This is a genomic window from Bacillus sp. DWP3-1 (genome assembly GCF_049896565.1).
Lineage (GTDB): Bacteria > Bacillota > Bacilli > Bacillales > Bacillaceae > Bacillus.
In genome coordinates, this window is sequence record NZ_JAFCUN010000003.1 from 114,320 (window position 1) to 128,286 (window position 13,967).

A 13,967-nucleotide genomic window follows, 5' to 3' on the forward strand; every position below is an offset into this window, starting at 1 on the left:
GATGTTAGTAAAAGCCAATCAGTTAAAGATTTTTCGAAAAGATCGATTGTTATTTGATATTGAGGAGCTTGCCATCCATCAAGATGACCGCATCGGCCTTGTGGGGACAAATGGCAGCGGGAAAACGACTTTATTGCATGTGCTGGCTGGGCAAGAGAAACCAGACAGTGGCACGTTTGCTGCCACAACGACCTGCACACTGCTTCCTCAGCTGAAACAAGCAGATGGCACACAGAGCGGTGGTGAGATGACCCAGACTTATATTGAAAGCGCGTTAAACCGTCCTTCTGCCCTTTTATTAGCAGATGAACCGACGACTCATTTAGATACAGAGCACATTGAGTGGCTGGAAGAGAAGCTGCATCATTATCAAGGGGCCCTCATTGTCGTTTCACATGATCGTGCTTTTTTAGATGCGGTATGTACGGAGATTTGGGAGCTGGATCATGGACGGCTTAATCAATACAAAGGCAACTACTCGCAATTTGCACAGCAAAAAGAGCTGGCGCATCGTCAGCAGGTGGAAGCGTACGAAGCTTATACACAAAAGAAAAAACAGTTAGAGCATGCGCTTGAAAAGAAAAAGAAAAAAGCCGACAAAGCAACAAAGCCATCCCAAAAGCTGAAATCCTCAGGGCCAAAAATTGCAAAGCCCTACTATGCAAATAAGCAAAAAAAGCTGCAAAAAACAGCCAAATCCATTGAGACAAGGATGGAGAAATTAGAAAAGGTTGAGAAAGTAAAAGACATTCAGCCCATTCAAATGACTCAGCATACAATGAAGGAAGTAGCGAGCCGTACTATTTTGCGAGTGAAAAATGTAGATGGCAAGGCGGGCGATCAATTGCTTTGGAAGCAGGCAAATGTGGAAGTGAGAGGCGGGGACAAAGTCGCCATTATCGGCAAGAATGGGAGCGGGAAAACGACATTTCTCCGAATGCTGGTGAATGGGCATCCCGGAGTGTCTCGCTCAGAAGCTGTCAAGCTCGGCTATTTTCGTCAGGATCTTTCAGGATTGAAGGTAGATGAATCGATTTTACAAAATGCGCTGAAAGAGGCTGTTCAAGATGAGACAGTGGTACGAACGGTTTTAGCGAGACTGGGATTTCGAGGGGATGAGGTGCATAAACCTGTTAGGGTGTTAAGCGGGGGAGAACGGGTGAAGACCATGCTTGCGTCCTTGCTTGTCAGTGATGCCAATGTCCTCATGCTGGATGAACCGACAAACTTTCTAGATCTGTCGGCAGTTGAAGCGCTTGAAGGTCTATTGAAGGATTACCCAGGTACCGTTGTGTTTGTTTCCCACGATCGCAGACTGATTGAGGAGGTGGCCACTCGCATTTTCCATGTTCATGAAAAGCGTATTGAAGCATTTGACGGCACATATGAAGCGTATAAACAAAAGGACGACAAACCAGCTGTTACACAAAGAGAAGAGGAGCTTCTTTTAATTGATATGCAGCTGTCTGAAGTGCTCAGCCGTTTAAGTATTGAGCCGTCTCAGGAGCTGGAAGAGACATTTCAAGCATTATTGAAACAAAAGAAGTCTTTGGAGTCATAAAGAAAACCCCTGTGTTTACTGCACAGGGGCTTGTTCATGCCGTTCTTTTGTTAATTGTTCAAGTTCACTTACTGTGACCAGCTGATAGCCTTGTTTGGTGAGCTCATGGATGATCTTCACTGCTGCTTGAGCTGAGCTGTCATAAATATCGTGCATTAACACTGTTCTGCCATCTGCTGCATGTGAGAGAACATGGTTTGTGATCTGCTGACTGTTGCGAATTTTCCAATCCTCTGGATCAACATCCCATAAAGAGACCTTCATCCCAACCGCTTGATTGATGTCTTGATTTGTTCCACCATATGGCGGTCTAAAGTGCGTAGGTGTATACCCGCTCGCTTTCTCAATCAACTGCTGGGTGTCCTTCACTTGTTTCACCGCCTCCTTTAAAGGCAGTCTTGTTAATAAAGGATGACTGTAAGAATGGTTTCCGATTTCATTTCCGCCTTTTAGAATATCTGCAAGCATACTAGGATAATACTGCACCCTGCTGCCTAATACGAAAAAGGTCGCATGTCCTTTATTTGCCTTTAATGCATCTAAAATTTTTGATGTTGTCGCTGGGTTCGGACCATCATCAAATGTGAGGGCGATGGCTTTTTTATTTGGGTCAAGCTTTGATTTTTGCGGCAGCTTGACGGCTTTTCTTTTCGGATTTGGTTCTTTCATTTCATTTTGGTTATTGGTTTTATTCATATATTCTGGCTTTAATATATCTTTCAGCAGCGTCTTTTTAATCGCGAGTGTTTGCGTACCAAGATCCTTGTCGGCTACTTGAGATGCTGGGAAATAAAATTCTACATATTTCTCTTTCAAGGCAAATTGACTGAAGTTTTGAGCAGTAGGGGCTGTTCCTTTCTGAAGGAGAGTCTGATCCTTAGATAAGGTTTTGTCCTTTTGAAGCTCTGAATATGTAATGTAGGATAATTTCTTCAAAAAGTTGGTTTTAGGCAGAAATAAATCTTTTGTGTCAAGAAAGGTTTTTTTCTGAAAATCATAGTTGATCGTGAGATGATTGGTGGTCCCATTTTGCTGACCTGTATAGGTATAAGTCGTAAAGCGAATAGCAGCAGACTGCTTCGCATAATGCACCATATCATAATCAATATTCAGTTCAAAGCGTTTGTTTTCATCGATGTCCTTGGCTTCACTAAACGTCTTTTTGAAATGCTCTAATGCTGAATTGGCGTAGCTTTGAATCTTGTCATCTAGCTGTTTTTGATGAAAAAGAGGATAGTTGACTGCATATCTCATAAATTTCCCGTCATTTACGAGAGTAACGATTTCGACATTTTTATAGTTCGTATCCTGCTTTACATTTTTCTTCTCTGTACCGCTTGCTTGTTGATTTTGAAAGAAAGCAACGACTCCAATGATGATCGCAAGTGCAAATAGGCTGATACTCCATTTTCCCTTTAATGACACAACGTTCAAATCTCCTCTCATGACGGGCCATTCTTTATCAGTTTGACATCTGTTTGTAATATTTTTATAACATTTGACTTACTTTTGTAATTTTAGAGGATGTTCAGGCGGAATGTCAACTATTTTCCTATTAAACTATGAGAAAAAATGATAGGCCATTCCAAACGAGCAAAAGACACCTCATTTTGCTGCCACGCACATACCTTCATTAATTAAAAAATAGGGTGTACATTGATTTTTCAGAGGCAGACGGCTATAATTTTGATGATTATGATTCTCATTTTCAAACTGACTTTTAATGAAGAAAAGGATGACACCGATTTTGCAGGATAAGCGAACACCTCAACAAAAACGATCATCACATATTCTGTTCTTTTTGATATTTTTTCTCGCCGTCATTGGTTTGGCGGCTGCCATGTTTTTGGCTGTGTCATATGGTGCCAAAACATTGTCTCTGCAAACGGTTTGGACAGCTGTATTTGACTATCAGTCAGATGTCACAGAGCAGCAGATCATCCATGAATTAAGACTTCCTCGTGTTTTAGGAGCAGCTCTTGTTGGAGCGGCATTTGCCGTAGCAGGTGCGCTCATGCAGGGCATCACAAGAAACCCGCTGGCAGATGCGGGGATTCTGGGCATTAATGGCGGTGCGATGTTTGTGGTCGCTCTCTGTTTTGCCTTTTTCCCAGAAATGCCTTATTCGGCACTTATGTTTTTTTCCTTTATTGGTGCAGTGCTTAGTACGCTGCTGATCTTTGCGATTGGGGCGGCTGGTGGAGTTTTGACACCGCTGCGCTTAACTGTAGCAGGAGCCGTTGTGGCTGCATTGCTTCATGCGCTTAGCTCTGGGATCGCGATTTATTTTGACTTGAGTCAGGACCTTGCGTTTTGGTATGCAGGCGGTGTGGCTGGTGTGAAATGGCCGCAGCTGACGATTCTTGCCCCAGTCATTCTGATAGTGATCGTATGGGCGATGCTATTAGGGCGTTCACTGTCGCTGCTGTCGCTCGGTGAAGATGTAGCGGCAAATTTAGGGGTGAAAACACGACAAGTGCGAATACTAGGAATGGCAGCTGCCGTATTATTAGCAGGGGTTTCTGTATCAGCAGTCGGATCGATTGGGTTTGTCGGTCTTGTCATCCCGCATATCGCAAGAAAGCTGGTTGGTGTAAACTATCGTTTTGTCATTCCGATGTCGGCGATATTAGGCTCGGTGCTGCTAGTCTTTGCTGACCTTGCCAGCCGCACCGTTAATCCGCCCCGAGAGCTTGCCATTGGCGTGATGGTGGCACTTGTCGGTGTTCCTTTCTTCTTATATATTGCCAGAAAAGAAGGGAGGAACCTGTCATGAGAGAGAAACAGCGGGCTCTTGTCGTGACAGTCGTTTTGCTTTGTTTGACTGCGGCTGTTGTGCTGTATAGCTTAAATACCGGCACGCTGAAACTAAGTCCTCTTGTGGTCGTCAAAACGTTATTCGGCTTTGGGGATTTTCAAAGTGAAACGGTGCTGTTTGACTATCGTCTGCCTCGAATCGTGGTGACGATGCTGGCGGGAATTGGTCTTGGCATTGCGGGCGGCATTTTGCAGAGCTTATCTCGTAACCCGCTGGCCGATCCAGGAATTATTGGACTGAATGCAGGAGCAGCATTTGGCTTAATCGTGTTTGTGACGTATTTCCATGCACTAGAAGGCAATCCATCTCTTCTTATTCCGCTCTTTACATTTGGGGGAGGGCTTCTTGCGGCAGCGGTCATCGTGCTTCTGGCGTATAACCGGCAGGAAGGGCTTGTTCCCATCCGGCTGATCCTAGTAGGAATTGCGGTTGCGGCGGGATTCAGTGCTTTGACGTTATATTTGTCATTGAAGCTGGATGAAGATACTTACACATTTGCTTCAAGATGGCTTGTCGGCAATGTCTGGGGGAGAGACTGGATTCATGTGTTAGCGCTTCTGCCTTGGATTGTATGCCTTGTGCCGCTTACGCTGATGCAGTCAAACACGCTCAATGCATTGACATTAGGAGATGCTGTCGCCTCAAGTGTAGGTGTACGTGTCCAGCGTCAGCGTCTCCTTTTGCTGACCTTAGCTGTTGGTTTGGCGAGTGCAAGTGTTTCGATGACAGGCGGTATTGGTTTTATTGGACTTGTCGCCCCGCATTTGGCAAGGCGGCTTGTCGGCTCACTCCATCAGTATTTTTTACCGGTTAGTGCGCTGCTTGGCTTGTTGATTTTGGTCAGTGCCGATACAATAGGACGTTCCATCTTTGCCCCAAATGCCATACCAGCGGGTGTGGTTGTGGCTTTTATTGGCGCACCTTATTTTCTCTATTTATTAACAAAAACGAAATAAACGTGAAAGAGGAACTCATCATGAAAAAATTACTTGTGCTTGGTTTAACGCTCTGTTTCATTATGCTTGCCGCTTGTGGTCAACAGGAAACAAAGAATACAACAACTCAAAATGATCATGGAACACCGAAAATTGCTTCCTTGTCTATCCATTTAACCAATGACTTATTAGCACTCGGTATCAAGCCGGCAGGCTCTGTTGTAGGAGGGGACTTAAAAGATTTCCTTCCACATGCGAAAAAGCAGCTGAGTGGTACGAAGAAGCTGGGCATCGCAGCCGATCCCGATATGGAGTCACTGCTTGCATTACAACCAGATGTCATTTATGTCGATGAAGAACTAGCTGGACAAGACTTATCGAAATATAAGAAAATCGCCAAAACGGAAGTGTTTAATTTAAATGACGGCACTTGGCGTGATCATTTGAAAAAAATCGGCAAGCTCGTCAATAAAGAAAAAGAAGCCGATCAATATATTCAGGATTACAATCAAGAAGCAAAAGAAGTCAAATCGCTCATCAAACAAAAGATTGGAAACGGGAAAGTAATGGCGATCCGTGTGACGGCAAAGGAGCTTCGAGTATTTAGCATGAAGCGCCCAATGGGTCCTATTTTATACGAGGATTTAGGTCTGACACCTGTCGATGGTGTGAAGAAACTGGACAGCAAGCGGCCATTTGAAGTGATTTCTCAAGAGGTTCTTCCTGACTATGATGCAGATGCTATCTTTGTCGTCGTGAATCGTGATGATAAAGCGCAGCAGGCATTCAAGCAATTAGAAAAGACTCCGATTTGGAAGGGTCTAAAAGCCGTGAAGAAAAATCAAGTCTATCCGATTGCCGATCAGCCATGGCTCGATTACTCAGCACTAGGCAATAAAATGGCATTGGATGAAGCAAAAGAGATGTTTTCTACATCAAAATAAAATGAAATCAGGCATCATTCCTTATATGGGAAGGATGTCTCTTTTTTTGATCTGGTCTTCTATTCATTCGGTTTTTGCATACATATGAGAGAGAACGAGCAGTACCGCCCGTGAAGGGGAAGAAAGGGAGGGGATACAGTTGAAGGTTCAAAAAATTAGTGCAGGTACAATCGCAAGGCTTGTGCTGCTTTTGCTCGCGCTTGTCAACAGTGCTCTAACCGCTGCGGGAAAAAGCCCAATTCCTATTGATGAAGAAGGTATTCAGCAATTTATCACGTTAGCCTTTCTTGGGATTACATCACTATGGGCCTATTGGAAAAACAATGATATAACGAAAAAAGCACGAACAAAAAAAGAAGAATAAGAGAAAAAAGAGCCTTTTCATGATAAAAGGCTCTTTTTCAGCGAAGCGTCAAACGCCTCTCCCCGCAATTTGACTCTTCCTGAAAGGCTTACGCCCGTCGTTCTCCCATGTTGGCGAGGAATGCTTTTACTTCCTCAATGCTTAAGCCGATAGCTTTCGCCTCACTCATCAGACGCTTCCACTCTGATATATTCGAATCCGTCAGCTTTCTATGAGTGACATGTAACGTCTTTTCTTCCTGCTCCTTTCGGTACGTTTGGAGCAGCTGATAGAGTTCTTCTTTCGGCATGCCGGATTGGACGGCATTGACGATATGCTCCCGCCATTCGTGTTCACCACCCTCAGAGTAATGAAACATCATCGTCTCTGCATCAAACAGCTCTTGTAAATCAATTTCTAGTGAAGAGGATACCTTTTTTAAAAACTGGACAGATGGATTTCTGTGGACACCACGCTCAATTTTACTCAAATACGACTTAGAGACATGGGCATCTTCAGCCAGCTGCTGAATGGAGTATCCTTTCCTCTTTCGGTAAATGCGTATCACCTTTCCTATCATTCTTATCAATGATCTCCCTTCTCCCTGGCGAATCGTACTGCGACCTTTTCGTTCATTATAAGAAATAAATTGTTCTTTATAAAATTCAAAAACGTAAGAAACAGGAAGTAAACAAAAGAAAACGAACGATTTCGTTCTTTAAAAAGAACTATAAGACCTATTATGACATTTTTCTTTGCGGGTATTATCTTTTATAATCCAATCATTAACAAAAAGAAACCATATATAACCTTTTTATGATGAAATCGGGAGGTATCTATGAATGAGAATATAGGTTTTAAGCAGCTGTTTTCTGTCATTAAAGAGAAAATGGCCCTTCTGATCCTGATTGTCCTGATCGTAACGGGCACTTCAGCCTACTATCAGTTCTATGTCTCGACTCCTGTATATCAGGCAACCACTCAAATTCTTGTTCATAAACGCAGCAATGACGCACAAGCAAACTTAAACGATATTCAGATGAACCTTCAATATACACGTACCTTTCAAGTTTTATTAAAAAGTCCGATCGTCATTGAAAAAGTAAAAGAAACACTCAACCTCACAGAATCAGCTGAAGGATTAAAACACAAAATTGCCACAAGTACAGAAAATGAGTCTGAGGTCATCAATATTTCTGTACAAGATGAGGATCGCGCAAAGGCAGTCGCCATTGCGAATACCGCAACAGAGGTGCTGCAAGAAGAAATCAAAAAAACCATGAATATGGATCGCATTAATGTTTTGTCTGAAGCCAAGCTGTCCAATACGATTCTCATGAATTCAAGAAAATTCGTTCATATCGTTCTGGCACTAGGTGCCTCTTTATTAGGGGGGATGACACTCATTTTCTTAATGAATTTACTCGATGATACTGTAAAACGAACACATCAAATAAGAGAAGAGATCGGATTGCCGTCGCTCGGAAGTGTCTATCAGATGCAGGCAGACAGGAGGGCAAAAAAAGACAAGCAGTCCGTCATAACGGGAGGACAGAACATTGATCTTTAAGAGGAAGAAAAGAGAAAAGAGAGATTTATCCTGTATTTCTGTATTAAATCCTCACTCTGTCATTGCAGAACAATTCCGTACAATCCGAACTAACATCGAATTCACATCAATCCAAACAAGGCTGAAATCCATATTGGTGACATCCTCCTTGCCGAAGGAAGGGAAATCATTTACGGCTGCAAACCTAGCAGCTGTTTTTGCACAGCAGAAAAAGCGGGTGCTGCTGATGGATGCTGATTTGCGAAAGCCGTCTGTTCATGAATATTTTGACCTGAGTCATCACACGGGTTTGACCAATGTACTATTAAATAATTGCAGCTTGGAGGAAGCTATTTTGCCTACACCCATTGAGCATTTAGAGCTGCTTCCGAGCGGAACCATTCCGCCGAATCCAGCTGAGCTGCTCTCCTCTTCTGTCATGAAGCAGCTGTTTTATGAAATTGAACAGCAATATGACATGGTGATTGTTGATTCCGCGCCGCTTCTGCCAGTGGCCGATGCAAAGATCCTGGCGAACCGGACCGATGGGAGCATTCTTGTTGTCTTAAGCGGCAAAACAAAGATAGCGGCTGTGAAGAAATCAAAAGAAGTGTTAGAAGGAACAACAGGTAAACTGCTTGGGGCTATGCTAAATGGCAAGAAAGAGAAAAAGGGAAGGCTGTATATGTATTAACAAGATTGATAGGTGATGTCTCCTAATCTTTAACAATGGAGGCACTCGATCCTGCTGTGGGCATGACAAATGCCTTAGATGCTCGTCATCAATAGTGGGGTGTGAGGACGGGTTTGATGCCCATTTTACGTAAGAATAGTGATGTTGAAAAAGGGGGAGGAGCGTTGACTTACGCCCAAAGATTATCAATCATCGTGGCACTAGATTCATATCTCATCTTAGTGGCTGTCTTTTTTGGCTTTCAATTTGTCCAAGAAGCGGCGTTAACTGTTTATACATTTGAAATGCTCGTCATTTCTTCGCTCAGTCTGCTCATTGGGCACCATTTGTTTTCGTATATTTTTCACGTGTACAAGCAAGTATGGGCTTATACAGGGGTAAGAGAGCTATTTTCTTTAATGAAGACCTTTGTGTGTTCTTTTTTATTTTCAATGGCAATGCTGTACCTTTTCGTGCAGACATGGCCCTTTCGGTTTTTGTTCATTGTGTGGCTTTTCCACGTATTATTCATCGGTGCATCTCGAATGGCCTCTCGGCTATTTCATGATGGTGCAAAGCGGCTGCAGGTAGAAAAGGAGCGGGCCTTAATCATTGGCGCCGGATCAGCCGGGACCATCATCGTTCGTCAGCTTCAGCAATCGAGTGATGTACATATTGAACCAGTCGCCTTCATAGATGATGACAAGACGAAGCATAAGCTTGAAATCATGGGACTGCCTGTTCTAGGGGGAAAAGAACAGATTCAAACAGCTGTTGTGATGATGGATATTCAAAAGATCATCATCGCCATTCCGTCCAAAAGCAGCCATACCTTAAAAGGGCTGTATAAGGAATGCGTAGCGACTGGGGTCAAAACGCAGATCATGCCAGAGATGGAGCAGATTTTAAAAGGAACTCATGCGCTGAATCAATTACGGGATGTACAGCCAGAGGATTTACTCGGAAGAGAACCGATTCAATTAGATTCAAGCCGTCTATCTGTCCATTTAAAGGGGAAAACGATTATGGTCACAGGAGCAGGCGGATCGATTGGGTCAGAAATCTGTCGTCAAATTTGTGTGTTTGCTCCTCAAGCGATTGTGCTTGTGGGACACGGGGAATTTAGCATTCATTCTATTTTACTAGAGCTGAAAGAAATTTATGGGGACACCATCAGTCTCTATCCACAAATTGCAGATATCCAAGATAAACAGAAAATGAGTGAAATCGTTCGTCAGTTTCAGCCGGATATGATTTATCATGCCGCGGCACATAAGCACGTCCCGCTCATGGAGATCAGTCCAAAAGAAGCAGTGAAAAACAATATTATCGGGACAAAAAATGTCGCAGAAGCTGCACATGAGCATGGCATTGAAACATTCGTCCTCATTTCCTCTGACAAAGCGGTCAATCCTGCCAATGTGATGGGCGCCACAAAGCGATTTGCTGAAATGCTGATCATGCAAATGGGGGCAAGCAGTGAAACAAAATTTGTAGCGGTTCGATTTGGAAATGTACTCGGAAGCAGGGGAAGCGTCATTCCAATTTTTAAGAAACAGATCGAACAAGGCGGGCCGGTCACGGTCACGCACCCAGCCATGACAAGATATTTTATGACCATTCCAGAAGCATCAAGGCTTGTCATTCAGGCGGGTGCACTGGCAGAAGGAAGACAGATTTTTGTATTAGATATGGGGGAGCCAGTGAAAATTGTTGACCTCGCAGAAAACCTCATTCACCTCTCAGGCTATACCACAGACCAGATTCCGATTACGTTCACAGGCATTCGTCCTGGGGAGAAAATGTATGAAGAATTACTCAACCAGCATGAAAAAGCACAGGAACAAATTTTTCCGAAAATTCATATCGGTCATGCGCTGGATGGGGACCCATATGTGCTGAACCGCTTTATCCATGAATTTGACATGATGAGTGAAGAGCAAATGAGAGAAGCATTGTTTGCTGCCATCGAATCGCATGATTTGTTGTCTGAACAGATGACCAGAGAGGAGGAAGCGCTTGCCAATGAAGAAAAAAGTCTTGTTTTGCGCAACGGTTGACTATCATTTTAAGGCATTTCACCTTCCATATTTCCGGTGGTTTCAGGAACAAGGATGGGAAGTGCATACAGCAGCAAATGGTCAGCTGGAGCTGCCCTATGTGGATCAAGCGCACTCAATTCCGATTCAGCGCTCACCTTTTCATGTGCACAACCGGTTTGCGTATGTGGAGCTGAAGAAGCTGTTAGCGAAAGAGCACTACGACTTCATCCATTGTCACACACCAATGGGAAGTGTTATTGGCAGACTTGCAGCCAAAAGCGCGCGCAAAAAAGGAACGAAGGTTCTTTACACAGCACACGGCTTTCACTTTTGGCAGGGGGCGCCGCTTCAAAACTGGCTGCTCTATTATCCGATTGAGCGATGGCTCGCCCGCCATACAGACGCTTTGATCACTATTAATGGAGAGGATTTTAAAAGAGCAGATCGTCTATCAAAAGAGCGTTCATCTGTCTATTATGTTCCCGGTATGGGTGTGGATATGAAACGATTTGCACCAGTTGATGAAAAAGAGAAGCAGCGTCTTCGTGCAGTCTATGGCTTTTCCTCGGAAGATTTTATTGTGCTGTGTGCTGGTGAATTAAATGCGAATAAAAACCAAGGGATGCTCATCAAAGCATGTGCACAGCTATATAGGAAAATATCAAATGTGAAGATCGTATTTGCCGGGGAAGGCACAATGAGGCCGATGTATGAAAAGCTGGTTTGCGGGCTCCATCTTGAAAAGCATGTCCACTTTGCTGGTTTTTGCAAACGAATTGAGGAATGGATGCATATGAGTGATGTATGTGTGTCGACTAGTTTGAGAGAAGGGCTCGGCATGAATCTGCTTGAAGCAATGTCTGCGGAAAAGCCGGTCATTGCAACAGAAAATAGAGGACACTGTGAGCTGATCAGACATGGCGTCAATGGTTTTTTAGTCAAACCGCATGATGTAAATGGCTTGGCTGAATATTTGCACCAGCTCTATCACAAAAGGGATCAGCTGCCCCTCATGGGAAAAGCGGGACGCTCCTTAGCGCATGCATTTGCACAGGAGCAGGCGGTGAGTGCTATGGAAGAAATTTATACAACCTATATGGATCAAGCAGAGAAGGTGATGTGAGCATGCGTAAGCCAAAGGTGTCTATCATCATGGGCGTCTACAATTGCCAAGACACAGTAGAAGAAAGTATTGAATCCATTCTTCATCAAACATATGACAACTGGGAGCTCATCATATGTGATGACGCATCAACAGACGGCACCTATGAAAAAGTGCTGTCTTATACAAAACGAGACCCTGAAAGAATTCGCCTTATCCGCAATGAGCATAATCAAAGGCTCGCTGCCAGTCTGAATCGCTGTCTCGCTGAAGCAAGGGGAGACTTGATTGCACGGCAGGATGGCGACGATGTATCAGTACCAGTTCGTTTAGAAAAACAGGTTCATTTCCTAGAAACACATCCTGAATATGATGTGGTCGGTACGGCGATGACGGTGTTTGATGAATCGGGTACAAAAGGTGTACGTGCACTGATTTCAGAGCCTGATCGGAAAGTGCTGGCAAGAGGGACGCCGTTTTGTCATGGAACCATTATGATGAGGGCTGCTGCATACAAGGCTTTACATGGGTATCGCTCTGTGAAAACAACAAGACGGATGGAAGATATCGATCTTTGGATCCGCTTTTTTGCTGCGGGGAGAAAAGGCTTTAATTTACAAGAGCCGTTATACCTTGTGAGAGAGGATGAAGCGGCCTTTCAGCGCCGTAAGTTTCAATATTCGATGGATAATGCCTGGCTCGTTTTAAAAGCATGCTGGTTATTAAAATTGTCGCCGGTTCATTATCTGTTTGCACTAAAGCCGGTGGTCCGCGCCTGTTTATCACCGAAGATCATGAAATTTTATCACCAGCGGAAGTTGGAGGCGTCTTTGTTGAAAAGGAGGACGATTCGGGATGAGTGAGCCAAAGCGTGTACTCCATATTGTGGGCGGGATGAACCGCGGCGGGGCTGAAACGATGATCATGAACATCTATCGTGCACTCGATAGAAATGTCCTTCAATTTGACTTTATTACCCACCGAAAGGATGTCTGTGATTATGATGAGGAAATTCAGAGGCTCGGGGGACGCATCTTGTACGTCCCAAGTATTGGGGCGTCCTCTCCTTTGGCATTTGTGAAAACATTGACAAAGACAATCAAACGAACAGGACCGTATCAGGCAGTGCATGCCCATACGGATTTTCAAACAGGTTTCTCCGCACTTGCTGCGAAATTGGCGGGTGTGAAGGTGCGGATTTGTCATTCGCATAATACAGCTTGGAAACAGTCGCCAAATTGGGTAGACCATATGATGCTCAAAGGGTTTCGCCAGCTGATCTTTGCATTTTCTACACAGCTTGTTGCATGCGGTGAGGATGCCGGTTCCTTTTTATTTGGGCAGAAAAAAATGAAGAATGGACAAGTTGAGGTGCTGCCGAATGGGATTGATTTATCCCTTTTCTTTCAGCCTGATCCAGACGAAAAGGTGAAGATCAAAAAGCAGCGGGGTCTTCACGAAAAGAGCATGATTATTGGTCATATTGGCCGGTTTCATGAGCAAAAAAATCACGTTTTTTTTATGGAACTGGCACAGACCTTAAAGAAACAAGGGGTCTCATTTCAACTTGTCCTTGTAGGGGATGGACCACTGAGGCAGGTGGTTGAATCATATGCGGAGAAGGCAGGCTTGTTAGACGACATTGTCTTTACAGGCGTCGTATCAGACGTTCCGCAGTATATGAAAGCATTTGATGTATTTGTGATGCCATCCTTGTTTGAAGGACTTCCGCTTGTATTAGTGGAAGCACAGGCATCTGGATTGCCTTGTGTGATTTCAGATCATATTACAGAGGAAGTGGATTTAGGCTGCGGTCTTGTGAAAAGAATGTCGCTGGGGGATTCTGCGCATGAATGGATGAAGGCGGTGCTTGAAGCATATCATGCAGAGCCTCCTCTTCAAGAGACCATTACGTCCCAGCTTGAACAAAGAGGATTTGATGTCAAACAGAACATCACACGTGTGATGAATGGATATGGACTGTAAGGAAGGAATGGCAG

The 13,967-nt window shown here is 44.0% G+C and carries 13 protein-coding genes; 11 read left to right on the top strand and 2 right to left on the bottom strand.

The genetic code is table 11. The annotated features are described in order from the left end of the window. Position 1: 1 nt before the first annotated feature. The gene (gene abc-f / locus ACP7A0_RS08235) at positions 2 to 1,561 is read left to right on the top strand and encodes a ribosomal protection-like ABC-F family protein (protein WP_426004972.1); all 1,560 of its coding nucleotides are present in this window, start codon (positions 2 to 4) and stop codon (positions 1,559 to 1,561) included. A 15-nt stretch (positions 1,562 to 1,576) separates the two neighbouring features. On the opposite strand, the gene ACP7A0_RS08240 is transcribed toward abc-f, so the two are convergent. Further along, on the bottom strand, positions 1,577 to 2,986 hold the full coding sequence (locus ACP7A0_RS08240; protein ID WP_106039056.1) for a polysaccharide deacetylase family protein: 1,410 nt from the start codon (positions 2,984 to 2,986) through the stop codon (positions 1,577 to 1,579). A gap of 322 nt (positions 2,987 to 3,308) precedes the next feature. Between ACP7A0_RS08240 and ACP7A0_RS08245 the strand changes: the two genes are divergently transcribed. The 4 genes from ACP7A0_RS08245 to ACP7A0_RS08260 all read left to right on the top strand — a co-directional run bounded on the left by ACP7A0_RS08245 (position 3,309) and on the right by ACP7A0_RS08260 (position 6,622). Continuing rightward, a complete protein-coding gene (locus ACP7A0_RS08245) occupies positions 3,309 to 4,337 on the top strand; it encodes a FecCD family ABC transporter permease (RefSeq protein WP_181185428.1) in 1,029 nt (342 codons plus the stop codon). Further along, on the top strand, positions 4,334 to 5,335 hold the full coding sequence (locus ACP7A0_RS08250) for a FecCD family ABC transporter permease (RefSeq protein ID WP_060597343.1): 1,002 nt from the start codon (positions 4,334 to 4,336) through the stop codon (positions 5,333 to 5,335). The genes ACP7A0_RS08245 and ACP7A0_RS08250 overlap by 4 nt, the downstream gene beginning before the upstream one ends. A gap of 17 nt (positions 5,336 to 5,352) precedes the next feature. After that, a complete protein-coding gene (locus ACP7A0_RS08255; protein WP_060597722.1) occupies positions 5,353 to 6,258 on the top strand; it encodes an iron-hydroxamate ABC transporter substrate-binding protein in 906 nt (301 codons plus the stop codon). 139 nt (positions 6,259 to 6,397) lie between these two features. Next, positions 6,398 to 6,622, top strand: a complete 225-nt coding sequence (locus ACP7A0_RS08260; protein WP_034660052.1) for a phage holin — start codon at positions 6,398 to 6,400, stop codon at positions 6,620 to 6,622. Positions 6,623 to 6,710: 88 nt separating this feature from the next. Here ACP7A0_RS08260 and slrR read toward each other — a convergent pair whose 3' ends face one another. Next, entirely contained in the window at positions 6,711 to 7,181 is a 471-nt protein-coding gene (gene slrR / locus ACP7A0_RS08265; RefSeq protein ID WP_034660051.1) for an HTH-type transcriptional regulator SlrR, read from the bottom strand. 258 nt (positions 7,182 to 7,439) lie between these two features. Between slrR and ACP7A0_RS08270 the strand changes: the two genes are divergently transcribed. From ACP7A0_RS08270 to ACP7A0_RS08295, 6 genes are all read left to right on the top strand, one after another. Beyond that, complete coding sequence (locus ACP7A0_RS08270) at positions 7,440 to 8,171, top strand: YveK family protein (RefSeq protein ID WP_034660050.1); 732 nt, start codon at positions 7,440 to 7,442, stop codon at positions 8,169 to 8,171. Next, entirely contained in the window at positions 8,161 to 8,844 is a 684-nt protein-coding gene (locus tag ACP7A0_RS08275; protein ID WP_034660048.1) for a CpsD/CapB family tyrosine-protein kinase, read from the top strand. The genes ACP7A0_RS08270 and ACP7A0_RS08275 overlap by 11 nt, the downstream gene beginning before the upstream one ends. Positions 8,845 to 9,008: 164 nt before the next feature. After that, a complete protein-coding gene (locus ACP7A0_RS08280) occupies positions 9,009 to 10,883 on the top strand; it encodes a polysaccharide biosynthesis protein (RefSeq protein ID WP_106071380.1) in 1,875 nt (624 codons plus the stop codon). After that, complete coding sequence (locus ACP7A0_RS08285; RefSeq protein ID WP_106039057.1) at positions 10,849 to 11,988, top strand: glycosyltransferase family 4 protein; 1,140 nt, start codon at positions 10,849 to 10,851, stop codon at positions 11,986 to 11,988. The genes ACP7A0_RS08280 and ACP7A0_RS08285 overlap by 35 nt, the downstream gene beginning before the upstream one ends. A 2-nt stretch (positions 11,989 to 11,990) precedes the next feature. Further along, positions 11,991 to 12,830, top strand: a complete 840-nt coding sequence (locus ACP7A0_RS08290) for a glycosyltransferase family 2 protein (protein ID WP_060597340.1) — start codon at positions 11,991 to 11,993, stop codon at positions 12,828 to 12,830. Further along, positions 12,823 to 13,953 carry a glycosyltransferase family 1 protein gene (locus ACP7A0_RS08295; RefSeq protein WP_066030344.1) on the top strand — a complete coding sequence of 377 codons (1,131 nt, stop codon included), beginning with the start codon at positions 12,823 to 12,825 and terminating at the stop codon, positions 13,951 to 13,953. Before ACP7A0_RS08290 ends, ACP7A0_RS08295 begins: the two co-directional genes overlap by 8 nt. Positions 13,954 to 13,967 lie beyond the last annotated feature (14 nt).